This window comes from Microbispora sp. H10670 (assembly GCF_014161385.1).
Taxonomy (GTDB): domain Bacteria; phylum Actinomycetota; class Actinomycetes; order Streptosporangiales; family Streptosporangiaceae; genus Microbispora; species Microbispora triticiradicis.
In genome coordinates this window covers 165,067-189,548 of record NZ_JABBWW010000003.1, presented here as the reverse complement: position 1 = coordinate 189,548, position 24,482 = coordinate 165,067, and the positions used below count along the sequence as shown (strand labels likewise).

The 24,482-nt window shown below is 72.8% G+C and carries 23 protein-coding genes and 1 pseudogene; 11 read left to right on the top strand and 13 right to left on the bottom strand.

Annotated features, from left to right (window positions below; all coding sequences use genetic code 11):
- Positions 1 to 226 precede the first annotated feature (226 nt).
- Positions 227 to 1,384 carry a lactate 2-monooxygenase gene (locus tag HHX33_RS06585; protein ID WP_310738171.1) on the top strand — a complete coding sequence of 386 codons (1,158 nt, stop codon included), beginning with the start codon at positions 227 to 229 and terminating at the stop codon, positions 1,382 to 1,384.
- Between the two features lie 10 nt (positions 1,385 to 1,394).
- Here the strand turns inward: HHX33_RS06585 and HHX33_RS35650 are convergent, their stop codons facing one another.
- The 4 genes and pseudogenes from HHX33_RS35650 to HHX33_RS06570 form a co-directional block, all read right to left on the bottom strand.
- Positions 1,395 to 1,961 carry an MFS transporter gene (locus HHX33_RS35650; protein ID WP_259402245.1) on the bottom strand — a complete coding sequence of 189 codons (567 nt, stop codon included), beginning with the start codon at positions 1,959 to 1,961 and terminating at the stop codon, positions 1,395 to 1,397.
- Between the two features lie 18 nt (positions 1,962 to 1,979).
- Positions 1,980 to 2,423, bottom strand: a pseudogene (locus HHX33_RS35645) (MFS transporter); the annotation flags it as partial.
- A gap of 71 nt (positions 2,424 to 2,494) precedes the next feature.
- Positions 2,495 to 2,959 (bottom strand): MarR family winged helix-turn-helix transcriptional regulator, encoded by a 465-nt coding sequence (locus HHX33_RS06575; RefSeq protein WP_182873806.1) that lies wholly within the window; start codon positions 2,957 to 2,959, stop codon positions 2,495 to 2,497.
- A gap of 154 nt (positions 2,960 to 3,113) precedes the next feature.
- A complete protein-coding gene (locus tag HHX33_RS06570) occupies positions 3,114 to 6,029 on the bottom strand; it encodes a beta-galactosidase (RefSeq protein WP_182873805.1) in 2,916 nt (971 codons plus the stop codon).
- A gap of 200 nt (positions 6,030 to 6,229) precedes the next feature.
- On the opposite strand from HHX33_RS06570, the gene HHX33_RS06565 reads away from it, so the two are divergent.
- From HHX33_RS06565 to HHX33_RS06550, 4 genes are all read left to right on the top strand, one after another.
- Positions 6,230 to 7,765, top strand: a complete 1,536-nt coding sequence (locus tag HHX33_RS06565) for a circularly permuted type 2 ATP-grasp protein (RefSeq protein WP_182873804.1) — start codon at positions 6,230 to 6,232, stop codon at positions 7,763 to 7,765.
- Between the two features lie 35 nt (positions 7,766 to 7,800).
- Positions 7,801 to 8,751 carry an alpha-E domain-containing protein gene (locus tag HHX33_RS06560; RefSeq protein ID WP_182873803.1) on the top strand — a complete coding sequence of 317 codons (951 nt, stop codon included), beginning with the start codon at positions 7,801 to 7,803 and terminating at the stop codon, positions 8,749 to 8,751.
- On the top strand, positions 8,736 to 9,572 hold the full coding sequence (locus HHX33_RS06555) for a transglutaminase family protein (protein WP_182873802.1): 837 nt from the start codon (positions 8,736 to 8,738) through the stop codon (positions 9,570 to 9,572). The genes HHX33_RS06560 and HHX33_RS06555 overlap by 16 nt, the downstream gene beginning before the upstream one ends.
- A 257-nt stretch (positions 9,573 to 9,829) precedes the next feature.
- Positions 9,830 to 10,906: a mechanosensitive ion channel family protein gene (locus tag HHX33_RS06550; RefSeq protein WP_182873801.1), complete on the top strand. Its 1,077-nt coding sequence runs from the start codon at positions 9,830 to 9,832 to the stop codon at positions 10,904 to 10,906.
- 80 nt (positions 10,907 to 10,986) lie between these two features.
- Here the strand turns inward: HHX33_RS06550 and HHX33_RS06545 are convergent, their stop codons facing one another.
- Both HHX33_RS06545 and HHX33_RS06540 read right to left on the bottom strand, forming a co-directional pair.
- Complete coding sequence (locus HHX33_RS06545; protein WP_111700919.1) at positions 10,987 to 11,292, bottom strand: DUF6401 family natural product biosynthesis protein; 306 nt, start codon at positions 11,290 to 11,292, stop codon at positions 10,987 to 10,989.
- A 112-nt stretch (positions 11,293 to 11,404) separates the two neighbouring features.
- Positions 11,405 to 12,418 carry a LacI family DNA-binding transcriptional regulator gene (locus tag HHX33_RS06540; RefSeq protein WP_220501560.1) on the bottom strand — a complete coding sequence of 338 codons (1,014 nt, stop codon included), beginning with the start codon at positions 12,416 to 12,418 and terminating at the stop codon, positions 11,405 to 11,407.
- A gap of 398 nt (positions 12,419 to 12,816) precedes the next feature.
- Here HHX33_RS06540 and HHX33_RS06535 point away from each other — a divergent pair, with 398 nt between their 5' ends.
- Positions 12,817 to 14,439, top strand: a complete 1,623-nt coding sequence (locus HHX33_RS06535) for a GH1 family beta-glucosidase (protein WP_182873799.1) — start codon at positions 12,817 to 12,819, stop codon at positions 14,437 to 14,439.
- Between the two features lie 92 nt (positions 14,440 to 14,531).
- A complete protein-coding gene (locus HHX33_RS06530; protein ID WP_310738173.1) occupies positions 14,532 to 15,368 on the top strand; it encodes an SAM-dependent methyltransferase in 837 nt (278 codons plus the stop codon).
- Positions 15,369 to 15,387: 19 nt separating this feature from the next.
- On the opposite strand, the gene HHX33_RS06525 is transcribed toward HHX33_RS06530, so the two are convergent.
- Complete coding sequence (locus HHX33_RS06525; protein ID WP_182873798.1) at positions 15,388 to 16,572, bottom strand: globin domain-containing protein; 1,185 nt, start codon at positions 16,570 to 16,572, stop codon at positions 15,388 to 15,390.
- Between the two features lie 73 nt (positions 16,573 to 16,645).
- Positions 16,646 to 17,074 (bottom strand): RrF2 family transcriptional regulator, encoded by a 429-nt coding sequence (locus tag HHX33_RS06520; protein ID WP_111700916.1) that lies wholly within the window; start codon positions 17,072 to 17,074, stop codon positions 16,646 to 16,648.
- Positions 17,075 to 17,206: 132 nt separating this feature from the next.
- Between HHX33_RS06520 and HHX33_RS06515 the strand changes: the two genes are divergently transcribed.
- Both HHX33_RS06515 and HHX33_RS06510 read left to right on the top strand, forming a co-directional pair.
- Positions 17,207 to 17,767 (top strand): cysteine hydrolase family protein, encoded by a 561-nt coding sequence (locus HHX33_RS06515; RefSeq protein WP_182873797.1) that lies wholly within the window; start codon positions 17,207 to 17,209, stop codon positions 17,765 to 17,767.
- Positions 17,768 to 17,880: 113 nt separating this feature from the next.
- Positions 17,881 to 18,528: a protein-L-isoaspartate(D-aspartate) O-methyltransferase gene (locus tag HHX33_RS06510; RefSeq protein ID WP_310741244.1), complete on the top strand. Its 648-nt coding sequence runs from the start codon at positions 17,881 to 17,883 to the stop codon at positions 18,526 to 18,528.
- Between the two features lie 27 nt (positions 18,529 to 18,555).
- Here the strand turns inward: HHX33_RS06510 and HHX33_RS06505 are convergent, their stop codons facing one another.
- Entirely contained in the window at positions 18,556 to 18,696 is a 141-nt protein-coding gene (locus tag HHX33_RS06505; protein WP_165900687.1) for a hypothetical protein, read from the bottom strand.
- A 206-nt stretch (positions 18,697 to 18,902) separates the two neighbouring features.
- Here HHX33_RS06505 and HHX33_RS06500 point away from each other — a divergent pair, with 206 nt between their 5' ends.
- Positions 18,903 to 19,766: an aldo/keto reductase gene (locus HHX33_RS06500; RefSeq protein ID WP_182873796.1), complete on the top strand. Its 864-nt coding sequence runs from the start codon at positions 18,903 to 18,905 to the stop codon at positions 19,764 to 19,766.
- Positions 19,767 to 19,788: 22 nt separating this feature from the next.
- Here HHX33_RS06500 and HHX33_RS06495 read toward each other — a convergent pair whose 3' ends face one another.
- Positions 19,789 to 20,643: an ACT domain-containing protein gene (locus HHX33_RS06495; protein ID WP_182873795.1), complete on the bottom strand. Its 855-nt coding sequence runs from the start codon at positions 20,641 to 20,643 to the stop codon at positions 19,789 to 19,791.
- Positions 20,644 to 20,743: 100 nt separating this feature from the next.
- Entirely contained in the window at positions 20,744 to 21,139 is a 396-nt protein-coding gene (locus HHX33_RS06490; protein ID WP_220501559.1) for a VOC family protein, read from the bottom strand.
- A 150-nt stretch (positions 21,140 to 21,289) separates the two neighbouring features.
- On the opposite strand from HHX33_RS06490, the gene HHX33_RS06485 reads away from it, so the two are divergent.
- A complete protein-coding gene (locus HHX33_RS06485; RefSeq protein WP_259402216.1) occupies positions 21,290 to 22,114 on the top strand; it encodes an SAM-dependent methyltransferase in 825 nt (274 codons plus the stop codon).
- Between the two features lie 105 nt (positions 22,115 to 22,219).
- On the opposite strand, the gene HHX33_RS06480 is transcribed toward HHX33_RS06485, so the two are convergent.
- Both HHX33_RS06480 and HHX33_RS06475 read right to left on the bottom strand, forming a co-directional pair.
- Complete coding sequence (locus tag HHX33_RS06480) at positions 22,220 to 22,837, bottom strand: TetR/AcrR family transcriptional regulator (RefSeq protein ID WP_182873794.1); 618 nt, start codon at positions 22,835 to 22,837, stop codon at positions 22,220 to 22,222.
- Between the two features lie 17 nt (positions 22,838 to 22,854).
- On the bottom strand, positions 22,855 to 24,480 hold the full coding sequence (locus HHX33_RS06475; RefSeq protein ID WP_182873793.1) for an MFS transporter: 1,626 nt from the start codon (positions 24,478 to 24,480) through the stop codon (positions 22,855 to 22,857).
- Positions 24,481 to 24,482 lie beyond the last annotated feature (2 nt).

The window sequence follows — 24,482 nt, the reverse complement described above, 5'->3', positions numbered from 1 at the left end:
CGACCGTTGCGACGAACGTGCTGTCGACGACCCGCCGCACCGCGGTCGCTCTCCAGGGTGTGCCCCTGCCGCCGCCGCTCCTTGGTAGGAGCTCCGCACAATCACAGCAAAGAACCGTCATCCGGGTGCGGCGCGCGCGAACCCCGCTGACCCCTTCCGTCCCTCTATCAACGCATCGGTTCCGGTAGCGTGCCGTACGGCAGTGATCTGGAGGAATGGAGGCGCGGTGAGCTGGGCGGACTTCCAGTACGAGATCTACCTCAACGGCATGGCGGGCGTCGTGCCGCGCCTGCCCACGGATCTGAACCGGCTGGAGGAGATGGCCGAGCGGCGCCTGGGTCCCGGGCCGGTGGGCTACGTGGCCGGCAGCGCGGGCGGCGGGCGCACCGAGCGGGCCAACCGTGAGGCGCTGGACCGCTGGCGCATCGTGCCGCGGATGCTGCGTGACGTGCGCGGGCGCGACCTGTCGGTGACCGTGCTCGGCCGGAGACTGCCCGCGCCGCTGGCGCTCGCGCCGATCGGCGTGCTGTCGATCATGCACCCGGACGCCGAACCGGCCGCCGCCCGCGCCGCGGCGGCGCTGGGCGTGCCCTTCGTGCTGTCGTCGGCCTCCAGCACGCCGATGGAGGAGGTCGCCGCGGCCATGGGAGACGGCGAGCGGTGGTTCCAGCTCTACTGGGGCCGCGACCGCGAGGTCACCCTCAGCTTCCTCGCCCGGGCCAAGGCCTCGGGGTTCAGCGTGCTCGTCGTCACCCTCGACACGCCGCTGCTGGCCTGGCGACCGCGCGATCTCGACCAGGCGTACCTGCCGTTCCTGCGCGGCGTCGGCACCGCCAACTACTTCACCGACCCGGCGTTCCAGGCCGGGCTCGCGCGGCCGGTGCACGAGGACCCGGAGGCCGCCGTCCTGCACTTCGTGGGACTGTTCGGCGACCCCGGCAAGACGTGGCCGGACCTCGCCCTGCTGCGCGAGCACTGGGACGGCCCGATCGTGCTGAAGGGCATCCTCCATCCCGACGACGCCCGGCTGGCCGCCGACGCGGGGATGGACGGGGTGGTCGTGTCCAACCACGGCGGGCGCCAGGTCAACGGCTCGATCGGGGCGGCCGACGCGCTGCCGGCCGTCGCCGACGCGGTCGCCGACCGGCTCACGGTGCTCTTCGACGGCGGCGTCCGCGGCGGGGACGACGTCGTCAAGGCCCTCGCGCTCGGCGCCAGGACCGTGCTGCTGGGCCGGCCGTACGCGTACGGGCTGGGCCTGGACGGCCAGGCGGGCGTGGAGCACGTGCTCCGCTGCGTGCTGGCGGAGACCGATCTCACCCTTGCCCTGTCCGGCTGCGCCGGGCCCGCCGCGCTCACCCCGGCCCTGGTCGCCCGGTTCTGACCCGGCGCGCTCAGGTGGCCGAGCCGAGATCCTCGGCCAGGGCCGACTCCTCCAGCCTCTCCCGCCGGGCGGTGGCGGGGCCGGCCGCGGCGAGCTCCGCGGCCTGGGCGCGCTCGGCCTCGCCGAGCTGCCGGTGCGCGGCGGTGAGGATCACCGCGCCGAGGAGCACGGCGGCGGCCCCCAGGTAGAACGGCGCGTGCTGACTGTCGAAGTGCTCGGCGAGCCGGCCCGCGGCGAAGGGCGCGAGACCGCCGCCGATGAAGCGGATGAACCCGTAGGAGGCGGAGGCGATCGGCCGCTCCACCGGAGAGACGGTCATGACCGCCTGCGTGGTGACCGTGTTGTTGACGCCGATGAAGACGCCCGCGACGATCACCCCGCAGATCACCACGGCCCGGTTCGAGGTGAACAGCGCGATCACCAGGATGTCGAGGCTGAACAGCACGAGGTTGGCGTAGAGCGTGCGGGCGATGCCGAACCGCGCCTGCAGGCGCGGCGCCCCGAAGACGGAGAAGACGGCGACCAGGATCCCCCAGCCGGTGAAGACGAGGCCGAGCTGGTGCTCGTTCAGCTCCATCGGGTACGGCGCGTAGCCCAGGACGGTGAAGAAGCCCCAGTTGTAGCAGAGGGCGGTCAGGCCCAGGATGAGCAGGCCGCGGTGGCGCAGCGCCTTCAGCGGCTCGGCCACGCCGGTCTTCCGCGCCGGGGCGGGGGTGCGTCGCACCAGGGTGACGGTGGCGACCAGGGCGATCGCCATCAGCACCGCGACGCCGTAGAACGGGCCGCGCCAGCTGATGCCGCCCAGGGTCCCGCCGAGCAGGGGGCCGACCGCGATGCCGACGCCGAGCGCGGTCTCGTACAGGATGATCGCCCCGGCGAAGCCGCCGCTGCCGGAGGCGACGATGACGGCGAGGGAGGTGGCGATGAACAGCGCGTTGCCGAGGCCCCAGCCGGCCCGGAAGCCGACGATGCCGCCGATGCTCCCGGACGCGCCGGCGAGCGCGGCGAACACCACGATCAGGGCCAGACCGGCGATGAGCGATGAGCTGCGGGGGCATGAGCAGAGCTCACCGGACCTCCTGGGAGTAGCGAGGGGGAGCGCCCTGGTCCCTACTCGCCGGCCTCGCTCTGGAGCAGGCGGCGGAGCAGGGGGAGGAACTCGCCGGCGACCCGCGTCAGGTCGCGCAGCTCACCGGGGGAGAGCGTGCCGAGCAGCTCGGTGAGCCGCTCCCGGCGCAGGCGGCGCCGCTCGGCGAGCAGCGCGCGGCCGGCGTCGGTGACGGCGACCCGCACCGCGCGGCCGTCGAGGTCGTCGGCCGCCCGGTGCACCAGCCCTTCGCGCTCCAGGCGCCGCACGAGCTGGGTCATCGACGGCTGGGTGACGGACTGCCGCGAGGCGAGGACGCTCAGCCGCTCGGGGCCGTTGCGGTCCAGGTACGACAGGGTGGCCGCGGCCGTGAGGCTGAGGTCGCCCTGCGCGGACAGCCGCCGTACGGCGAGCACCGCGAGGTCGTCCAGCACGGCGGCGACCGCGGGGAAGTCCTCGCCGGGACCGGCGTTCGGGACGGTGGACACGGGGTTCCTCCGGGGACCGGAAATTACATAGGAAGCTTATACAACTGCTCGTAATGCTCCCTCAGTGGGGTCCGGTGCGGGGTCTGGGACGAAAAGAGCCGCCCGCGTACCGGCCAGGAATCGGTACGCGGGCGGCCCGCCACTGCCGTGGCGCTCAGCGGGCGAGCGGGTACGACGGCCCCGGGACGTCCGGGACGGGCACCCCGCCGCGCACGGCTCCGTACGCGAACAGGCCGATCGGGCCGGGCCCGCCGCCGGCGGCCGCGGTGGAGGTGACGGCCAGGGCGAGCGTGTTGTGACCGTGCCCGCGCAGCAGCCCGGCGGGCAGCACGAACTCCTGCTGCGGCCCGATGTCGCCGCCGTACTGGCCGACGTTCCAGCCGTTGAGGTAGATCAGCGTCCGGGAAGCCGCCGGGACGGCGCCGCCGAAGCGCAGGCCCACGGAGACGTCCTGGCCCTCGGGGAGGTCGAGCCGGAAGCCGGTGCGGTACCACGTGACGCCGGGCGCGAGCGGCCGTCCGGCCGGGGCGGCGATCTCCTTCCAGGCGCGGTCGGGGTAGCCGGGCAGGTGCCAGCCGGAGCGCTCGCCGTACAGGCCGCCGGTGTTGAGCGGCCCGCGCACCGGGTCGGTGAGGTCCTCGCCGCCGCGGGCGCCCTGGATCCTCCAGGCGATCGCCGCCGCCCCCTCCACCGCGGCGGCGACCAGGCCGCGCGGCTGCTTGAACCGGTTGTCGTCGGCCGTCCAGTCGTCGTTGTGGCCCATGTTCTGCACCAGGACCGCCAGCGTGGCGGTGCGCCCGGGCTTCAGCAGGCCCGCGGGGACCGCGAAGCGGCCCGGCCCCGGCTCGGGGTTCGCCGCGTCGACGTCGGCCTGGGTGCCGCCCGCGGCCGAGCCGAGGTAGCGCCCGTCGAGCCAGACGAGGTAGCGCCCGCGTCTCCCGGTGATCGCGTTCAGCGCCACGGCGGTCTCCGCGCCCGTCGCGGTGAAGCGGCCGCGATACCAGACGTCGCCGTAGTGGAAGCCGTAGTCGTCGGCGTACAGCACCGGCCCGGCCTTCGGCTTCATCGGGCTCTCGGTCGTGGCCTTGTCGGCCGTCGGCCAGGACGAGTCGTCGAACCCGGGCGCGGCCTCCGGCGCCTCGTCGTGGACGCGCCACCCGGTGAGCGCGGGCAGGCGCGCCGCCTCGCGGGGTCCGGGCACCCGGCCGAGCAGCGATCCGCTCGGCGTCCGGGTGACGCGCACGTCCGTGTCGCCCGGGTCGCCGGCGAGGCGCAGCCGGGAGGCCCGCGCGTCGGCGAACACCTCCACCTCGCCCTCCCGGGCGGTGTCGGCGGTGAGCCGTACGGCACCGCCCTCGACGGCGGCGGACCGGACGAGGGACGTGCCCCGCACCAGCACCGGGGCGGCGTCGGGGCCCGCCCGCCAGAACGTCGCGGCGGTCTCGTCGGTGCCCAGCAGGAGCAGCAGCGGCCGCCGCCCGCCGCCCGAGACCAGCACGCGGGCGAGGCCCTGATGCGTGTAGTCCAGGCGGAGGTCGCCGCCGTCGAACGCCCAGCGGACATCGCCCTCCAGCACCTTCACCTGCGGTCTGGTGGAGTAACGCAGGATCGTCGCGCCCGGGGAGCCGGCCGTGCCGTACAGCACCGCGACGTCCCGGCCGCCGACGAAGGCGTGGGTCATGATCTCCGAACTGGACGCCGCCAGGCGCTGGCCGCCCAGGTCGTACGCGCCGACCAGGACGTGCGCGTCGCGGCCCCTGACCTGCACGGGCAGGGCGTACGTGCCGTCCGGGACGGTCCACGAGAGCGTGGCCGCGTCGGTGGTCGTGGCGGCGCGGTCGGCGTGCCGGACGAGCGCGAACCGGGTGCCGGTGTCCGGGTTCGCCCGGGCGACGACCCCGACGGCCGGGTTGTCGGTCCAGGGAGCCGCCGCGGGGTCCGTCTTCGCCAGCGGGGCGACGGCCTGCAGGAAGTAGCCCTGCCGCTTGAACTCGTCGTACTTCGCCGTCGGCTGCCGGGCCTCGTTCACGGCCGCGCCGTAGTCGTACGACGTGTAGACGTCGTTGGGCTGGGCGAGGAAGCCCCAGTTGGTGCCGCCGAAGCCCATGTAGTAGTTGAACAGCGTCGCGCCGCTCACCAGCAGGTTGGACTTGTAGAAGAACTTCATGTACGCCGGGCCGGTCAGGTCCCGGCACCGGTCGTAGCCCGCGTTGTTCAGGTCGATGGCCCCCGCCTGGTACTCGGCGGCGAACACCGGGGCGTCGTCGCGGAGCCTCTCGGTGACCCCCTCGCCCCACGGGCCCCACACCGTCTCGGCGTTGGCGCAGTCGAAGGACTGCGGATAGTCGTCCACGCCGGGGATCTGGACGGCGCCCGGCCCCTCGGCCCAGGTGGAGCTCCAGTCGGCGGCGTCGCAGCAGTCGTTCGTGGTGATCGGCACGTCGATGCCGTCCGCCCGCGCCTGGTCCTGGATGTCCTGCATGTACGCCGCGTCGGTGTTGGCGGCGTACTCGTTCTCCGCGTTGTAGAGGATCACCGACCCGCCGCGGCTCACCTGGTGCCTCGCGATGATCGGGTTGATGTGGTGGAGCCAGTCGCGGTACGCCTGGGTGAACCCGGCGTCGCTGCTGCGGCCCCGGCCGGGCACGTTCTTCAGCCATCCGGGGAATCCGCCGCCGGTGGTCTCCGCGTTGATGTACGGCCCGGGGCGGGCGACGACGTACAGGCCCGCCCGCTCGGCCGTGCGCAGGAAGCGGTCGACGTCGCGCACGCCGGTGAAGTCGTACACGCCCGCCTTGGGGGAGTGGTAGGCCCAGTCGAAGTAGACGGAGACGGCGTTGAACCCGCCGGCCCTGATCTTCTCCAGCACGTCCCGCCACAGGCCGGGGCTCGGCAGCCGGAAGTAGTGGATCTCGGCGGCCTGCACGACGACCCTCCGGCCGTCGACCATGAGCGAGTAGTGGTCGTAGGTGACCCGGGACGCCGCCGGGGCGGCCGCGGCCGGGCCCTGGAGCGGCACCGGCAGGAGGACGAGCAGTGCCGCGAGCACGGCCAGGACCTTGCGCACCATTACCGGCCTTCCGATCGTCGGGGCGGGGGTGTCTCCTCGTGCGATCTTCCGGGATTAGTTTGACTAGCGCCCCAACAAACGTCAACGGGCGCGGAGCGGCGGAAGGTCATGGGCCCACGTCACCGGGCGGCAACACGCGTGGCACGGGCCTGATACACGGCGAGCCGCCGGGCGAAACATCGCTTGTCTAACCTCCGCACATGGCGGACATCTTTGACTCGTACGCACTGGCCGACGCCTGGGACGAGATGTTCGAGCGGCCGGGCGTGCCCCGGCCGGCGTACCAGGCGCTGTTCGCGGCCCTGCAGCCCCTTGGGGCCGAGGAACTCCGCTACCGGGCCGACCAGCTCGCCCGGGTGTTCACCGACCGCGGGGTGACCTTCGACTACGCGGGGGAGGAGCGGCCGTTCCCGCTCGACCTGATCCCCCGGGTGCTCGACGCGGCCGAGTGGGACCTCATCGCCAGGGCCGTACGGCAGCGCGTGCGGACTCTGGAGGCGTTCCTCGACGACGTGTACGGCGAGCGCCGGGCGTTCCACGACGGCGTGGTGCCCTGGCGGCTGCTGCACTCCTCGCCGCACTTCCACCGGGCGGCCGACGGCATCGCGGCGCGCGTCCGCGTGCACGTCGCCGGGATCGACATCGTCAGGGACGAGGACGGCGGCTTCCGGGTGCTGGAGGACAACGTCCGCACGCCCAGCGGGGTCAGCTACGTCCTGGAGAACCGGCTGGCGATGAGCCGCACGCTGCCGGCGCTGTTCGCCGAGCAGCGGGTGCGGCCGGTCGAGGAGTATCCCGCCCGCCTGCTCGCCGCGCTGCGGAGGGCCGCTCCCGAGCACGTGACCGACCCGGCCGTCGTGATCCTGACGCCGGGCGTCCACAACGCGGCCTACTTCGAGCACGCCCTGCTCGCCCGCCTCATGGGCGTCGAGCTGGTCGAGGGCCGCGACCTGGTCTGCGAGGGCAACCGGGTCCACATGCGCACCACGAACGGCAGGCGTCCGGTCCACGTGATCTACCGGAGGGTGGACGACGACTATCTCGATCCCCTCCACTTCCGCTGGGACTCCACCCTCGGCTGCCCGGGGCTTCTCAACGCGGCCAGGGCCGGGCACGTGACGATCGCCAACGCCGTCGGCAACGGGGTCGCCGACGACAAGCTCGTCTACACGTACGTGCCGGACCTCATGCGCTACTACCTGGGCGAGGAACCGCTGATCGGCAACGTCGAGTCCTACCGCCTGGAGGACCCGGAGACGCTGGAGTGGGTGCTGTCGCGCATCGGCGACCTGGTGCTCAAGCCGGTGGACGGCGCCGGCGGCAAGGGCATCGTGATCGGCCCCCGGGCGTCGGAGGAGACGTTGCGGGAGCTGTCGGAGACCGTGCGGGCCGACCCGCGGGGCTGGGTGGCGCAGCGGCCGGTCGCGCTGTCGACCGCCCCCAGCCTGATCGGCGACCTGCCGCGTCCCCGGCACATCGACCTGCGGCCGTTCGCGGTCAACGACGGCGACGACGTCTGGCTGCTGCCCGGCGGGCTCACCCGGGTCGCGCTGCCCGAGGGAGAGCTCGTGGTCAACTCCAGCCAGGGCGGCGGCTCCAAGGACACCTGGGTGCTGCCCGCCGAGGGCGGTCCCGTGCCCGGTGCGGTGCCGGGTCCGGCTCCCACCGCGGTGGCCGGGCCGCCGCCGTGGTGGGAGCCGAGCCGCGGCGCCGCCTGGGACGCCGGGCAGCAGTGATCGGCGGCACCATCACCCACAGAAGGGAGAGGGCAGTGGCGAGAGACCTGCTGAGCCGGATCGCCGAGACCCTGTACTGGATCGGGCGCTACGTCGAACGCGCCGACGACATCGCCCGGATCCTCGACGTCTCGCTGCGCCGCGCCCTGGCGGGCGAGGACGACGCGACGGCGGTCTTCGCGATCCTCGGCCACCCGCTGCCCGGCCCGGACGCCGGCCCGCCGACGGCCGCGACGATGGTGCGCCGGCTCGCCTACGACCCGGCCGATCCCGGCTCGATCGCCGGCTGCCTGCGCGCGGCCCGGGAGAACGCCCGGGGCGTCCGCGAGATCATCTCCACCGAGGTGTGGGAGTGCCTCAACGTCACCTGGAACGCCCTGCCGGAGACGCGGGCCGCCGCCGAACGGCTCGGGCCGCACGTGTACCTGCGCTACGTCAGGGAGCGGGCGGCGCTGCTGGCCGGACTGGCCGACGCCACGATGAGCAGGGACGACGGGTGGCGGTTCCTGGTGCTCGGGCGCAGCCTCGAACGGGCCGACATGACCTCGCGCCTGATCGCCGTGCAGACCGGTCTCCTCGCCGATCCGGCGGCCTGGCGGATGCTGCTGGAGGCGTGCGGCGCCGACGAGTCGTTCACCCGCACGCACCGGGGCGACAGCACGAAGGTGCTGGAGTTCCTGCTGCTCGACCGGTTGTTCCCCCGGTCGGTCGTGCACGCCCTCGCCACCGCCGAGCGGTGCCTGGCCGAACTCGCCCCGAACCAGGGCCGCGCGGGCACGGCCGACGCCGCGCGGGCCGCGATCGGCCGGGTCCGGATGACGCTGGAGTACGCCGACACGGCCGCGCTGCCCGCCCGGCTTCCCCGGCTGCTCGACGAGATCCGGGAGGCGGGCGCGGCGGCCATGCTCGCGATCGGCGACCGGTTCTTCCCTGGCGCCGCCCCGGCGGGCTGGGTGAGGGGAGGCTCCTCGTGGGCTGGCGCGTGAAGATCAGTCATGTCACCCGGTTCGACTACGACGGCTCGGCCTCCGCGTCGTACAACGAGGTCAGGATGACCCCGCTGAGCGACCGCGGCCAGACCACGCTGGAGCGGCGGCTGGTCGTCCGGCCCTCGGCGCCCGTCTGGACCTACACCGACCACTGGGGGACGATCGTCGGCGTCTTCGACCTGACCGCGCCGCACCGGTCGCTGACCATCGAGTCGTACGCCCGGGTGGACACCTCCGCCGCGCCGCCGCTGGGCGTGCCGCCGGCCCGGGACGACCTGCGCGCGGCCGGCGGGCCCGTGGGCGAACTGCTCCGGCCGACCCCGCAGACCGGGATCTCGCCCGGACTGGCGGCGGACGCCCGGGAGCGGGCGGCGGGGCTGGACGCGCACGAGGCGGCCGAGGCGCTCGCGTGGCACGTCAACGAGCGGATCGCGTACGTGCCGGGTGCGACGGGCGTGCGCACCAGCGCGCAGGAGGTCTGGGAGCACGGCAAGGGCGTCTGCCAGGACATGGCGCATCTCACGGTGGCGCTGCTGCGCGCCGCGGACATCCCGGCGAGGTACGTCTCGGGATATCTGCACCCCCGGCCCGAGGCGGAGATCGGCGAGGCGGTCGCCGGGCAGAGCCACGCGTGGATCGAGTACTGGACGGGAGAGTGGAACGCCCTCGACCCGACCAACCGCACGAGAGGCGGCGAGGCCCACGTCGTCGTCGGCAGGGGCAGGGACTACACGGACGTGCCGCCCATCAAGGGCGTCTACCAGGGCATGGCCTCCGGACGCCAGGAGGTCGTGGTCGAGGTCGTCCGCCTGGCCTGAGCGGACCTGAGTCGCCTGAGTGAACGTGAGCGGGTCCTGAGCGGGCCGGGCGCGGATGGTTCGCGCGTTTTCTGCCGCTTTTTTCGGCGCTTTTTCGGCGCGGCCCACGCGGCGTGTGACCTGCGTCATCGCCGGGACGGGCGGTCGCCGTGCGTGCGGGGGCGGACACCGGCCGCGAATGAGACGCCGGTCACCGGGTAGCTGCCGCCCTCGTAGGTCCCCGCCCCGGCGGTGGAAGGCTCTGAACAGGAGGACTTATGGCCGCTCCGGTCGACTGGGGAAGAGGAGTGGCCGACGCCTGGTCGTCGGTCGTCACCTTCGTCCCCAAGTTCCTCGCATTCGTCGTCGTCCTGGTGGTGGGCTGGCTGGTCGCCAAGGCCCTGCGCAAGGTGGTGGACGCCGTACTCGAACGCGTCGGGTTCGACCGCTGGGTCGAACGCGGCGGCGTGGGACGGGTGCTCGCGCGCAGCAAGTACGACGCGTCCGACCTGCTCGCGAAACTGGTCTACTACGCGATCCTGCTGGTGACGCTGCAGATCGCCTTCTCCGTCTTCGGCCCCAACCCGGTCAGCGCCCTGCTCGCCGGCGTCGTGGCCTGGCTGCCCAAGGCCGCCGTGGCGATCGTGATCATCGTGGTCGCCACCGCCATCGCCAGGGCCGTCAAGGACATCGTCAGCGCGGCGCTGGGCTCCCTGTCGTACGGCAGGACGCTCGCCACGATCGCGTCGGTCTTCATCATCGGCCTCGGCGTCATCGCGGCGCTCAACCAGATCGAGGTCGCGACCACCGTCACCACGCCGGTCCTGATCGCCTTCCTGGCGGCCGTCGCCGGAGTCGTCATCGTGGGCGTCGGCGGCGGGCTGGTGCGGCCCATGCAGCAGCGCTGGGAGCACTGGCTGAACCGTGCGGAGGTGGAGACCGAGACCATCCGCGCCCAGGCGGCCGCCTACAGCCAGGGCCGCTCCGACGCGATGGAGACCGTCCACGTGCCGCAGGAGGCCATGCCGCGGGAGACCTACCCGCGCCAGACGGCCGGCGCCTTCGCCCAGCCGGCGCGCACCGCCTACCCGCAGACCGCCGGCTCCCCGCAGGCGCCGGTGTCTCCGCAGCCGATGTCCCCGGAGGGCCCGACCACGGGGTATCCGCAGGAGGGCGCGTACCCGCAGGAGGGCGCGCCGGCCGCTCCGGGCGCGGCGACCACCCCGATCAGCCCGGCGGACCCGCGCGGTCGGTCGGCGCGCGGTGAACCGAACCCCGGTCAGGCGGCTCCGGGTGAGGCGGGTCCCGCCTCCTCGTGGCCCACGCCGCCGGAGGAGCCTCCGCCGGTCCGCTGACCGCCGTCTCCTCCGTCGCGCTTCGCGGGGCGTCCCGTCCAGGGGCGCCCCGCACCCGTTTCAACCGGGCGGGGCGGGCGTCAGGCGGGTTCGGCGGCGGTGTCGAGCAGCAGGCAGACCGCGGTCATGCGCAGGACGGCGAAGTCGAGCGGCTGGTCCGGCCCGGGCGTCCGCCAGCCCTTCTCCTGGGCCCCGTCCCAGAAACCGATCAGATAGGCGAGCAGCGAGGACGGCCCGACCCGCTCGCCGAGGCCCGAGATGGCCTGCCGGACGGCGGCCATGTGCTGGTCCAGCGAGGCGAGGACGCCCGGGTGCTGGTGCCGCAGGTCCAGCACACGCTGCGCGAACTCGGCGCGGATGCGGACAGGCCAGGAGTGCTCGGACACGTGGGTCTCCGGGGGTGAGGCACAGGGATGCCCCATCACGATAAGCGGCTCCGGCGGCGAATTCGCCCGAAACCGCTCTTTTCGCCGGGGAACCGTCCCGCCACGGCGGCCGTCAGATCGCGCGCGTGCTGGAGCCCCGTACGACGAGTGTCGTGGGCAGGATCCGGGCGGGCGGGGCCTCGGTGCCGTTGATCATGGAGACCAGGGCCTCCGCGGCGGCCGCGCCGAAACCGTCCTTGTCCTGGGCGATCGTCGTCAGGCCGGGGGGCACGAGGGCCGCGACCTCTATGTCGTCGAACCCGACCACCGCGATGTCCTCGGGCACCTTCAGTCCGGCCTCGGCGATCGCGCGCAGCGCGCCGACGGCCATCTCGTCGCCCGCGACGAACACCGCGTCGGGCCGTTCGTCCGTCTCCAGTAGCCGCCGCATCGCCGCCTCCCCGCCGGTGACGTAGAAGTCGCCCTCGGCCACGTGCTCGGGCCGGTACGGCAGGCGCAGCAGGGCCAGCTCCTCCTGGTAGCCCTGCAGGCGCTCCGCGCCCGGCCGGGTGTGCGCGGGCCCGGTGATCGTGGCGATGGCCTGCCGGCCCTGCTCGTGCAGGTGCCGTACGGCCTGGCGGGCGCCGCCCACGTTGTCGGAGGTCACGTATGTGGCCTTGGGGCCCTGCACGGGACGGTCGAGGCTGACACAGGGCACCCCCGACTCGGCGAGGTGCCGCAGCGACGGATCCCAGGTGCCGCTGTCGATCATCACCACGCCGTCCAGGTTGTGCCTGCGGGCGGCCCGCACGTACGCGTCGTCGGTGTGCTCCCCGCTGGTGGCGAGCATGAGCAGGTGGTAACCGCGCCCGCTGAGCGCCGTCTTCAGGCCGATCAGGATCTCCTGGAAGAACGGATGGCGCCAGCCGGGGCGGCGGTGGTCGGTGTCCCACAGCAGGCCGACCATGAAGGACTTCTTGGTGGCCAGCGTGCGCGCCGACTCGTTGGGCAGGTAGCCGATCTGGCGGGCCGTCCGCAGGACCTGCTCCCTGGTTTTCGCGTTGACTACCTCGGGATTGTTGAACACTCGGGAGACGGTCGCCGGGGACACGCCGCACAGGCGCGCCAGCTCTCTGATCGTTGCCACGGACCAAACGCTATCGCATCTCGCTGTAACCGGTTTCATGGACCGTTCTCACAAAGTACGTACTTCCTGGGCCGCTCGCAACCCGTAATCGAAATTTCCCACAGTTATGTTTCTGTGACTTGACACATTCCCTTCTTCTTAGGTGTGATGTCGGGCATCGGCCGACGCTGCTTCGTTGCCACGGGCTCGGCCGCTGTCGCCATCTCGCAGCCGCATCCCTTCTCCTGTGAAGGAGTCCAGGTGTCCGCTGCGAAACTCCGCCTGCCCGCGCGTCCGGTCGTCGTCCCGTACGGCGATACCCGCGGCTTACGGAGGAACGGATCCATCGCCCGCACGGCCGGTCTCGGCGCGCGGGCCGATCACTCGTGCGCGGGCGCCGAGTCTGGAGCGATCACAGGATGACGGCGATCGAACACCGCCCCGCCGGACCGCGGGCCTTCCCGGCCGGCTTCGTCTGGGGTACGGCCACCGCGGCGTACCAGATCGAGGGGGCCGTCGACGTCGACGGCCGGGGGCGCTCGATCTGGGACACCTTCTGCAGGATGCCCGGCGCGGTGGCGCGGGGCGAGTCAGGTGAGATCGCCTGCGACCACTATCACCGCTGGCAAGAGGATGTCGATCTCATGAAGGAGCTGGGGGCGGCCGCCTACCGATTCTCCGTGGCCTGGCCGCGCGTCCTGCCGGACGGGCGCGGGCCGGTGAACCGGCGCGGCCTCGACTTCTACCGACGCCTCGTCGACGCCCTGCGCGAGGGCGGCATCGAGCCGTACGTCACGCTGTACCACTGGGACCTGCCCCAGGCGATCGAGGACCGCGGGGGCTGGCGGGTCCGCGAGACGGCGGAGCGTTTCGCCGACTACGCGGAGGTGATGTACGACGCGCTCGGCGACTCGGTGTCGAACTGGATCACGCTCAACGAGCCGTACTGCTCGTCGATCGTGGGGTACGGCGAGGGCCGGCACGCGCCGGGCGCGACGGAGGGGCACGGCGCACTGGCCGCCGCCCATCACCTGCTGCTCGGTCACGGCCTCGCCGTCGCGCGCCTGCGCGCGCTGGCCCGGCCCGACCAGCGGGTCGGGGTGACGCTCAACATGTCGCCCACGGTGCCGGCGACCACCTCGCCGGAGGACGTCGCGGCCGCGCGGCGGATGGACCTCCTGGTCAACCGGCAGTTCACCGAGCCGCTCTTCGGCGGTTCCTACGCCGCCGACATGGCCGAGACGTTCGGCCGGATCACCGACTTCTCGTTCCGGCGGGACGGCGATCTGGAGATCATCGGGACGCCGGTGGACTTCCTCGGGGTGAACTACTACTACCGGCTGCACGTGGAGGCCGCGCCCTACGAGGAGGCCGACCCGGACCGCCGTACGGCGTTCGACCTCGGCGTGCGCACCGTCTCGCCGGAGGACGCGCGCACCAGCGGGCTGGGCTGGGTGGTGGAGCCCGAGGGGCTGTACGAGACGCTGGTCGGCCTGACCACCCGTTATCCGGACCTGCCGCCGGTCTACATCACCGAGAACGGCTACGGCGACGACGGCGTGCTGGAGGACGCCGGGCGCGTCGACTACCTGCGCGACCATCTGGCCGCGACCCACGACGCGATGACGGCGGGCGCCGACGTGCGGGGCTACTTCGCCTGGTCGCTGATGGACAACTTCGAGTGGGCCCGGGGGTACTCGGCGAGGTTCGGGCTCGTGCACGTGGACTACGAGACCCAGGAGCGCACGCCGAAGTCCAGCTTCCGCTGGATGCGCGAGTTCATCGCCGATCCCGTGATCGACGGTCCCCTGGCCCCCGAGCCGCTGTTCATCGATCCCGTGATGACCGACCCGGTGATCGCCGGGCCCGTCATCGGCGATCCCGGCGTGGTCGGCTACGGCACGGGCGGCTACGGCAGGGCTCACTACGGCTACGGCCCCGACGACTTCGACGTCGCCGATCCCGTCGTCGCCGGTCCGCCCGTCGACGTCCTGGTGGCGGGAACTCCCCGGGGGAACCGTTCGGGGGGCGACCTGGGCTGACCGACCGGGCCGAGGCCCCCGCTCGACAGCGGTCAAGCATGTCGGTCAATTCCCATTTTGGTGCGCCGAATCCCGATTTGTCGGCTACTTTGGTGATCAAAGTACGGCACGGCATCAGGGGCAGCACGATGAACTTGGAGCAGGGGCCGCCGGGGATCGACGTCACGGTCCCCAGCGTCGCCCGGATCTACGACTACCTCCTCGGCGGCAAGGACAACTTCGCCGTCGACCGGGCGGCGGCCGAGAAGCTCATCGAGCTGACTCCGAACGCGCGCGAAGGGGTCCGGAGCAACAGGCGCTTCATCCGCCGTGCCGTGACGCTCATGGCCGAGAAGGGCATCCGCCAGTTCCTCGACATCGGCGCCGGGCTGCCGACGCAGGAGAACGTCCATGAGGTCGCGCTGCGCGCCGCCCCCGGCTCGCGGGTGGTCTACGTCGACAACGACCCGATCGTGCTGACCCACGGCCGGGCCCTGCTCGCCGACAACGCCACGACGATCGTGGTCGACGGCGACCTGCGCGACCCCGAGGGCATCCTCGGCGATCCCCGGATCAACGAGCACCTCGACCTCAGCCGGCCCGTGGGGCTGCTCATGGTCGCGGTGCTGCACTTCATCCCCGACGCCGAAGGCATCGTCGCCACGCTGCGCGACCGCCTCGCCCCCGGCAGCGCGATGGCCCTCAGCCACCTGTCGTACGGCGACCTCGACGAGGAGAAGATCCGCGAGGGGCGCGAGCTGTACAAGAGCACCTCCGCCGCCGGCGTCACCCCCCGGACCCACGCCGAGCTCCTGCGGTTCTTCGACGGGTTCGACCTGGTGGAGCCGGGCCTGGTGGTGACCGAGGACTGGCGTCCCGAGCCCGACGAGCCCAGGCTGCCGAGGATCCCCGGCGTGGACGGCTACGCGGGCGTCGGCCTCCTGCGCTGACCTCCCCGGCGGGACCGGATCAGTCCCCGGCGATCCACAGGTCGGGGCCGAAGACCTCGTAGCGGATGTCGGAGGCGGACACGCCGCGCGCCGTCAGCTGCGCGCGTACGGCCCGCATGAACGGCAGCGGCCCGCACAGGCAGGCGGTGACGCCCGCGGGCAGGTCGACCGCCGACAGGTCGGCCCGGCCGGCCGACGGAGCCGGACCGCTCAGGTCCTGTTCCGGCAGGTCCTCGTACCACCGGTGCAGGGTGGCGCCGGGCAGGGCCGCGACCAGGTCCGCCAGTTCCTCCCGGTGGACGTGGGAACCGGGGGAGCGGTCGGCGTGGACGACCACCACCCGCCGGCCCGACCCGGTGGCGACGAGGTGATCGAGCATCGACAGCACGGGGGTGACCCCGATGCCCGCCGAGGCGAGCAGCAGCGCGCCGTCGCCCTCCGGCAGGGTCAGATCGCCGAAGGGCGCGGAGACGTCGAGCACGTCACCGGCCCGGACGTGCTCGTGCAGCCAGGTCGAGACCTCTCCCTCGGGCGCGCTCCCGCCGCGCACCCGCTTCACCGTGATCCGCCAGTCGCCGCGCTCGGGGGCGTTCGACAGGCTGTACTGCCGGATCTGCCGCGCGCCGTCGGGCAGCGTGACCCGGACGCTGACGTACTGGCCCGGCAGGAACGGCAGCGGGACGCCCGGGCGCAGGAGGAAGGAGGCGGCGTCCGCCGTCTCGTCGCGCCGCTCGGTCACCGTGGCCCGCGTCCAGCCCCGGCCCGCCTCGCGGTAGAGGTCGCGCTCCAGGCCGATCAGCGTCTCGGCCATGAGCCAGTAGACCTCGTCCCACGCCTGGGCGACCTCGGGCGTGACGGCGTCGCCCAGCACCTCGCCGATGGCGCCGAACAGGTACTTGTGCACCACGGCGTACTGCTCCTCGGTGACGCCGAGGGAGGCGTGCTTGTTGGCGATCCTGGACAGCATCGTGCCGGGAAGCCCGCCCGGGTGGTCCACCAGCGCGGTCGCGAACGCGGCGATCGAGCCCGCCAGCGCGACGCGCTGCTCGCCGTTGGCCTGGTTGCCCCGGTTGAACAGGTCGCGCAGCAGCTCGGGGTTGTCGGCGAACAACGTGTCGTAGAAGCGGGCGGTGATGCTCTGGATCGCGCCCGCGATCACGGGCAGGGTGGCGCGGACGGTCGCGGCCGACTCAGGGGACAGCATGATTCCTCCAAATTGGTATCTGATGTGCATATTAAAAGCCGTGGGTCTGCCGGACTCTTCCCGCGTACGCGGGTCAGGAGAGGCCGAGCAGCACCGGCCCCGACGGTGAGGAGACCAACTGGTCGACCGTGACCGGATCGAGGGAGGCGTAGAAGGCGTGCTGCGCCGCGCGCAGCGCGCCGCGCAGGCGGCAGGCGGCCCGGAGCGGGCAGGGGACCTCCCCTTCGCAGGTGACGACCTCCTCCTCTCCCTCCAGTTCGCGGACCAGCCAGCCGATCGACGCCGTACGGCCGAACCGGGTCAGTTCCAGCCCGCCCCCGCGTCCCCGGCGGGCCTCCACGACGCCGAGGTGCTGCAGGCGGGCGATGGCCTTGGCGGTGTGGTTGTAGGGAATCGCCATCGCCTCGGCCACCTGGCGGGTGGTGAGCGACGTGCCCTCCTCCAGGACCGCCAGGCGCATGGTCACGCGCAAGGCCAGGTCCGTGAACTTCGTCAACCGCACGTCTCGACCCTAGCAAATCGGTATTTCGCACTCCAATTTGGGTGGGCCGGACGTTCCGGTCCGGCGAAAATGTCGGTGGCCGGTCCTAGGGTTGGGCGGCGACAGGATCCGTGACGAAAGACGGGAACACCCATGACAACCCTGGCCGAACGCCCGAACACCGCGCTGCTCGTCATCGACGTCCAGAAGGGGGTGGTGGCGGGTGCGCACGACCGCGACGCCGTGATCGCGAACATCGACACCCTGATCGGCAAGGCCCGCGCGCAGGACGTGCCGGTGATCTGGGTGCAGCACTCCGACGGGCGCGAGTTGCAGCGGGAGAGCGAGGCCTGGGAGTACGTGCCGGAGCTGGTGCGGCGTGACGACGAGCCGCTCGTCCACAAGATCTACGGCGACTCGTTCGAGGACACCGATCTGGAGGCGCGGCTCGCCGAGCGCGGAGTGGGCCGGGTCGTCGTCACCGGCGCCCAGACCGACGCGTGCATCCGCTCGACCCTCCACGGGGCCTTCGTCCGGGGCTACGACGTGACGCTGGTCGGCGACGCGCACACCACCGAGGACCTCACCGCCTACGGCGCGCCGGCTCCGGCGCAGGTGATCGCGCACACGAACCTCTACTGGCAGTTCCAGACCGCCCCCGGCCGCGGCGCGGCGACCGTCCCCACGGCGGAGGTCGACTTCGGCACCCCCTGAGGCGGTTAGGACAGCCCGAACCGGCGGCGCGGTTCCGGGGCCGCTCAGGGGGCATCACCGGGGGAGAGCGGGCCGCTGGAGGGAAGGCGCGCTCGGCGTCGAACGTGAGCGTGGTGGACGTGACCGCAGCCGCCTGTCCCGAAGACCTCGTCCGGGCCGTCCGGGCGGTGGGGGTCCGTGACGAGCGCCTGCTCCGGGCGGTGCGCTCGACTCCGCGGGCGGGATTCGTCCCGCCCGCGCACGCCGCGCACGCGTACGAGGACGCGCCGATCCCGATCGCGCACGGGCAGGTGACGACCCAGCCGTCCCTGTCGGCGACGATGATCGAGGGACTGGCCCTCACCGGCGTGGAGCACGTGCTGGAGGTCGGCTCCGGCCTCGGATACCAGACCGCGCTGCTCGCCCGCATGGCCGGCGACGTGGTCGGCGTCGACCTGTGGCCCGACCTCGTGCGGGCGGCGCGGCGCAACCTCGCCCGGCAGGGCATCCGCAACGCGGAGGTGCGGGTCGGCGACGGCGGCCAGGGCGTGCGTGAGCACGCTCCCTACGACGCCGTCATCGTCTCGGCGGCGTTTCCCACGGTCCCCGCGCCGCTGGTCGAGCAGTTGCGGCCCGGCGGGCGGCTGGTGCAGCCCATCGGCACCGGCGGCCGGGAGGAGGTCGTGCTCTTCGAGCGCACCGTCATCGGCCTCGAACCCCGTCAGGTCCTCACGCTGGCCAGTTTCGTCCGCCTGCACGGCCGCTTCGGCTACCCCTCCTGACCGGTGCGGTGGCGGACGGACGGGCCGTCAGGCCTCCGGTTCGCCCTCGTGCACGTGGTAGGTCCTGGTCCACGAGGCTCCGCAGCGGCAGCGGGTCAGCTCCAGCAACCGGCCGTCCTCGGTCACGGCCAGGCCGTCGTCGAGGCGGACGTGAACATGCACGCTCATGGTTGTGCCTTTGCTGTCGACGAGCCCCGGCGACGAACCCGGGACCTCTCGTGCGGTTTATCCCAATATAGGTTGACGTGTTCGTGAACCATCCGTATTTGGGTAGATATGTCCCGATGTGAGGAGGATCTTCGGATAGCGGGCTTGATACGGGACCCGCAGGATAGGGGACACGTCTCTGTCTCTTCTCGCAAGGAGGATCCTTCATGCGGACTCGCCGCATCGGTGATCTCGAGGTCGGCGCGATCGGTCTCGGCGGCATGCCGATGTCGATCGAGGGGCGGCCCGACGAGCAGCGCTCCATCGCGACCATCCACGCGGCGCTGGACGCCGGAGTGACGCTGATCGACACGGCCGACGCCTATCACCTGCACGCGGACGAGGTGGGCCACAACGAATCGCTGATCGCCCGCGCCCTGGCAGGCTACGGCGGCGACACCTCGGACGTGCTGGTCGCGACCAAGGGCGGCCACCTGCGCCCGGGCGACGGCTCCTGGACGAAGGACGGCTCGCCCGAGCACCTGAAGCAGGCGTGCGACGCCTCCCTCAAGCGGCTGGGGGTCGAGGCGATCGGCCTCTACCAGTTCCATCGGCCCGACCCGCGGGTGCCGTACGAGGAGTCGATCGGGGCGCTCCGCGACCTGCTCGACGCGGGCAAGATCCGCTACGCCGGGATCTCGAACGCGAACCCCGACCAGATCCGCCAGGCCGGCGACATCCTCGGCGGTCGCCTCGTGAGCGTGCAGAACCAGTTCTCGCCCGCGTTCCGCTCCAGCGAGGCCGAGCTCGAACTCTGCGCGCAAATGGGCATCGCCTTCCTGCCGTGGAGCCCGCTGGGCGGCATCTCCAGGGCCGGCGAGCTGGGGTCGCGCTTCGCCCCGTTCGCGGAGGTCGCGAAGGCCCACGAGGTGAGCCCGCAGCAGGTGTGCCTGGCCTGGATGCTGGCCAAGGCGCCGGTGGTGATCCCGATCCCCGGCTCGTCGCGGCCGGAGACGATTCTCGACTCGGTCAAGGCGGTGGACCTGGAGCTCACTTCCGAGGAGCTGGGCCGCCTCGACGCCGCCGGCTGAGCGCCGTCTCACTCACGGGGCCTCACTCGCCGGGCCAGTCGTCGGCCCACTGACGGTGCCGGGCCGCCGCCGCGAGCGCGGCGGCCCGCGCCGCCTCCGTCGGGGTGAACGGCAGGTCCCGTCTCGTCACGACCAGGGCGGCGCCGGGATTCACCGGAACCGTCATCACGGTGTTCGGCGTCCTGTCCGGAGCCGGCTCACCGGGCTCCCGCCACCGGACGTCCGCCGTACGCAGCAGTTCTGTCATGGCCGGGAGCAGCTCGCCCGGATCGTCCCGTACGCGCTGACCCAGCAGCAGCGCCTGGATGCCGGGGTCGATGAGGTCCTTCACCTGGGCGGGGACGATGACGGCGTCGGCGCCGCCGGCCCCGTCGACGGCGCGCCACAGGTCCTGCGGAGTGAGCGAGGCCGGGGCCTCGACGACGAACTCGTCCAGGGCGTCGCAGCCTCCCCGCGTCATCGCCGCGCTGCCGGCCGGGGCGATCTGCAGGGAGAGGATGTTGCAGCCCAGCCGGGCGAAGGCCCCGGCGAGCGCGGCGAGGCGGCCGGGGCGCTCGGCGACCCTGGCCCGCACCCGCCACAGGCTGGTCGCGTGATCCGTGCCCGGGCGGACGCGCCCGCGCACGGCTCCCGCGACCGACAGTCTCTTGTGCACGGCCGAGCCGACGATCAACGCCAGCCCGACGCCGACGAGCACCACCGGGCCGGGGTCACGGTGGCCGAGCAGGGTGGCGAGCACGTGGGCGAGCCCGACGGCGAGGAAGAGCGCGGCCAGTTCCGCGATCTCCCGCCGCCAGGATCGGACGCCGTGATGCCGGGGAAGCGGGCCGGGAGTCGGATGGCCGCCCTCGCCGGCGGCGTTTCTCGGTTCGCTCATGCCCAGAAGTCTGACCCGGCGCTGTTACGCGGTCACCTTGCGTGGAATGTCGTCCGCATTAATCCGCTCTCACCGGGCCGCCGCCCGCATCACCGGATCATCACGGCTCCGGTGTGGAGCCGTCCGTCCTGACCCAAAGGCAGAACGGATGCCCCGCGGGGTCGAGGAGGACCCGCACGTCGTCCTGGGGCTGGTGGCCGGCGAGCGTCGCCCCGGCGCCGGTCGCGTGCGCCACGGCCGTCTCCAGGTCGTCCACCTCGATGTCCAGGTGCAGCATCATCCGCTGGTCTCCCGGACCGACGGGCCAGACCGGCCGGACGTACTCCTTCTCGGTCTGGAACGACAACCCGGCGCCGCCTCCGGGCGGGTGCATCGTCACCCAGCCGGGTTCGTCGGAGTCGATCGTCCAGCCCAGCATCCGCTGGTAGAAGGCCGCGAGCTCCCGCGCGTCCGGCGCGTCGAGCACCGTCGCGGACAGGGTCATGCGTGGCGTCACGCGTCCTCCCGAAATCGTCCCGAGATCGTCGTCCGGCCGCTGCCCCGCGCGCCCTCCTTCAATCCCGGAGCGTGATCCGAGGGTGATGATCTTCCGTCGGCTCCTCGCCTACAATGCGTGAAAGCGGTTCCACAGGCGAGGGGCAGACGCTTGGACGATTCGAGGCGGGCACCGGAGGGCGTCGATCCCACCGTCCCGAACATCGCCCGGATGTACGACTACTACCTGGGCGGCAAGGACAACTTCGCCGCCGACCGCGAGGCCGCCGAGAAGATGCTCGCCATCGGGCGGCAGATGGGCAACGACGGACGAGAGGTCGCCAGGGAGAACCGCGGCTTCCTGCAGCGTGCCGTGCGGCACCTGGCCGAGTCGGGGATCACGCAGTTCGTCGACATCGGCGCGGGCCTGCCGACGCAGGAGAACGTCCATCAGGTCGCGCGGCGGCACGCCCCCGGAGCGCGGGTGGTGTACGTGGACATCGACCCGGTGGTCCTCACGCACGCGCGGGCGCTGCTGGCCGACAATCCCGAGACGATCGCGGTGGCCGGGGACGTGCGGGACCCGGACGCCGTGTTCGACGACCCGGAGGTGCGGGCCCACATCGACTTCGCCCGGCCGTTCGCGGTGCTGCTGGTCTCGGTGCTGCACTTCGTCACGGACGACGAGGAAGCCGACCGGATCGTCGCCCGGATCCGCGAGCGGATGGTCCCGGGGTGTCACCTGGTGCTGTCGCACATCCTGACGACCGACGAGGTGGCCGAGGAGGTCGTCGCGGAGAGCAAGAAGGTGTACGCGGCCACTTCCTCCGGCGGGCTCGTGGGCAGGCCCTTCAAGCGGATCGAGGCGTTCTTCGACGGCCTGGAGATCCTGGAACCCGGCCTCGTGCCCGTGCAGGCGTGGCGGCCCGACGTCCCCTGGGAGGTGCAGGCCGACGACAGGACGGGCATCTTCGGGGCGGTCGGCGGCATGCCCTGAACAGCCGTCCCCGCCCGTCCCCTCCCCGGGCGTCCCCCTCCGTCCCTGGGCGAACGGTCCCGGCGGCGACGGGCTCAGCAGTGGCGGGTCAGCGCAGAGCCCGGGTCAGCACAGGGCCCGGGTGAGCATGTCGAGAGTGAGTTCGACGATCTTCTCCGGAGGCTCCGCTCCGGTGCCTTCGGCGGGCGGCGTCCCGTGCCCGGCGAGGTCCGGTTTGAGACGGCGGGCCCCCGCGCGGACCACGCCCCAGGCCAGGTCGGCCCGCAGCGCGGGATGGTCCATCCCGGCCTCGCGCAGCGCGTCGGCGAGCGGCGCGGTCAGCTCGCCGTGCAGTTCCTCCACCCTGATCCGGCACTCCTGCGGCAGCCCGATCGCCTGCAGCGCCGGGATCAGCGCGTAGTCGGGGCTGCCGACGAAGTCGAGCGCCGCTCTGCCGTACGCGCGGATCCGGTCGGGCAGCGGGCCGCCGGCGGGTGCGACGGCGGCCCGCAGACGCGCTGACCAGCGGGGAAAGGCGTCCTCCACGAGCTGGGCGAGGATGTCGGCGGTGGAGGCGAAGTAGCGGTAGACGCTGGAGCGGGCCAGGCCGATCCGGGCGCCGACGGCCGCCGGGGAGAGCGCGTGCACGCCCTCGGCGGCCAGGATCTCCCGCGCCGCGTCGAGCAGGGCGGCGTGCTGGTTGGCCCGGTGGTCCGCGACGGTCGCCGCGCTGATCCTCGGCATCTCCCCCTCCAGGGCTGCTACGTCTTCGGGTCGCGCCCTCCAGTATCGGGCCCCGCCGCCGCCACCGGTTCTCCCGGCTCGTCCGGCTCGTCCGGGGAGGCCGGCGTACGGGGGAGGAGAAGCGTGGCGCCGACCCCGGCCAGCAGCGCCAGCGCCGTGATCAGCGCGACCCTGCGGGTCGCCTCGGCGGCGCCCTCGACCGCCGCCGCGTGGATCGCGGGATCGCGGATCGAGGGGATGGCGGCGCCGGCGCTCTCCTCGACGACGCGCGCCACGCCCGCCCGCACCTGCTCGGGCCGGTCGGCCAGCCCGCGCTCGACGGCCGAGCCGAGCCCGGCCACCAGCACTCCGCCCAGGACGGCGACCCCCAGGGCCGCGCCGAGCTGGCGGATCGTGCTCTGCAGGGCCGAGGCCCCGCCGGAGAGGCGGGCCGGCACGTCGGCGAGGAGCACGCCGGTGAGCTGGGCCGTCGCGAAACCGATGCCCGCGCCGTAGAGCAGCAGCCACGGCACGAGCCGCCAGGGGCCCATGCCGGGGGTGAGGGACAGGCCGATCCCGGCCGCGCCGACGGCCTCCATGCCGAGGCCCGCCCGCACGATCGCGCGCGGCGACCACCGCTTCGACAACGCCGGGACCAGGCCGCCCGCGAGGAAGGTCCCGAGGGCGAGCACCGCGATGACCAGCCCGGCGCGGAACGCGGTGTAGCCGAGCGCGGACTGCAGGAAGAGCGGCAGCACGAGGATCATGCCGAACTCGCCCAGCGCCACGATCACCGCCGCCATCGAGCCGTACCGGAAACTCGGCAGCTCGAACAGCGTCAGGTCGACCAGCACGGGCCGCCCGGCGCGCTCGCGCCGCCGTTCGAGCACGACGAGGGCGGCCAGCGCGACGACGCCGGCGCCGAACGCGAACGGCACGGGCGAGACGGTCTCGAAGCGCAGGCCGAACAGGTCCGCGGTCCGGCGCGGCGCCAGCCAGCCGTACTTCTGGCCCTCGATCAGCGCGAAGACGACACCGGTCGTGCCGGTCACGGCGAGGACGAGGCCCGCGAGGTCGGCGCCCGCCGCGTGCCCGGCCCGCGACTCGGGCACCCGCAGCGAGCCGAGCAGGAGCAGCGCGGCGATCGGCAGGTTGATCCAGAACGCGGCGCGCCAGCCGTACTCGGTGACGAGCCAGCCTCCCGCCAGCGGGCCGGCGGCGGCCATGCCGCCGATGATGGAGCCCCAGACGGCGAAGGCGATCACCCGTTGCCGTCCCGTGTAGATCTGGTTGATGATCGCGAGGGTCATCGGGACGGCCATCGCGGCCCCCACGCCCTGGACCGCGCGTACGGCGATCAGCATGGGCCCGTTCACCGACAGCGCCGCCAGCACGCTGGCCAGCAGGAAGACCGCGACGCCGAGGGCGAACAGGCGGCGCCTGCCGTGGAGATCGCCCATCCGCCCGAACGGGATGAGCAGCGCCGCGAACATCAGGGAGTAGACGGAGTTGATCCATTCCACGTCGGTCGCGCCGAGGCGCAGGTCGGCGAGGATCGCGGGCACCGCCACGTTCACGATCGTGGCGTCGATGACCACCATCGACACCCCGGTCGCGAGCACGACGAGGGGAAGCCAGCTTTGACGCGAGTTTGGCGACGGCATGT

What these genes read in the sequence shown, in the direction of transcription:
- HHX33_RS06495 (WP_182873795.1), bottom strand. Translation starts at nt 20,643, where the DNA reads ATGAGCGAACCGAGAAACGCCGCCGGCGAGGGCGGCCATCCGACTCCC.
- HHX33_RS06500 (WP_182873796.1), top strand. Translation starts at nt 18,903, where the DNA reads ATGCGGACTCGCCGCATCGGTGATCTCGAGGTCGGCGCGATCGGTCTC.
- HHX33_RS06550 (WP_182873801.1), top strand. Translation starts at nt 9,830, where the DNA reads ATGGCCGCTCCGGTCGACTGGGGAAGAGGAGTGGCCGACGCCTGGTCG.
- HHX33_RS06525 (WP_182873798.1), bottom strand. Translation starts at nt 16,572, where the DNA reads ATGCTGTCCCCTGAGTCGGCCGCGACCGTCCGCGCCACCCTGCCCGTG.
- HHX33_RS06480 (WP_182873794.1), bottom strand. Translation starts at nt 22,837, where the DNA reads ATGCCGAGGATCAGCGCGGCGACCGTCGCGGACCACCGGGCCAACCAG.
- HHX33_RS06535 (WP_182873799.1), top strand. Translation starts at nt 12,817, where the DNA reads ATGACGGCGATCGAACACCGCCCCGCCGGACCGCGGGCCTTCCCGGCC.
- HHX33_RS06570 (WP_182873805.1), bottom strand. Translation starts at nt 6,029, where the DNA reads ATGGTGCGCAAGGTCCTGGCCGTGCTCGCGGCACTGCTCGTCCTCCTG.
- HHX33_RS06565 (WP_182873804.1), top strand. Translation starts at nt 6,230, where the DNA reads ATGGCGGACATCTTTGACTCGTACGCACTGGCCGACGCCTGGGACGAG.
- HHX33_RS06515 (WP_182873797.1), top strand. Translation starts at nt 17,207, where the DNA reads ATGACAACCCTGGCCGAACGCCCGAACACCGCGCTGCTCGTCATCGAC.
- HHX33_RS06475 (WP_182873793.1), bottom strand. Translation starts at nt 24,480, where the DNA reads ATGCCGTCGCCAAACTCGCGTCAAAGCTGGCTTCCCCTCGTCGTGCTC.
- HHX33_RS06505 (WP_165900687.1), bottom strand. Translation starts at nt 18,696, where the DNA reads ATGAGCGTGCATGTTCACGTCCGCCTCGACGACGGCCTGGCCGTGACC.
- HHX33_RS35650 (WP_259402245.1), bottom strand. Translation starts at nt 1,961, where the DNA reads ATGGAGCTGAACGAGCACCAGCTCGGCCTCGTCTTCACCGGCTGGGGG.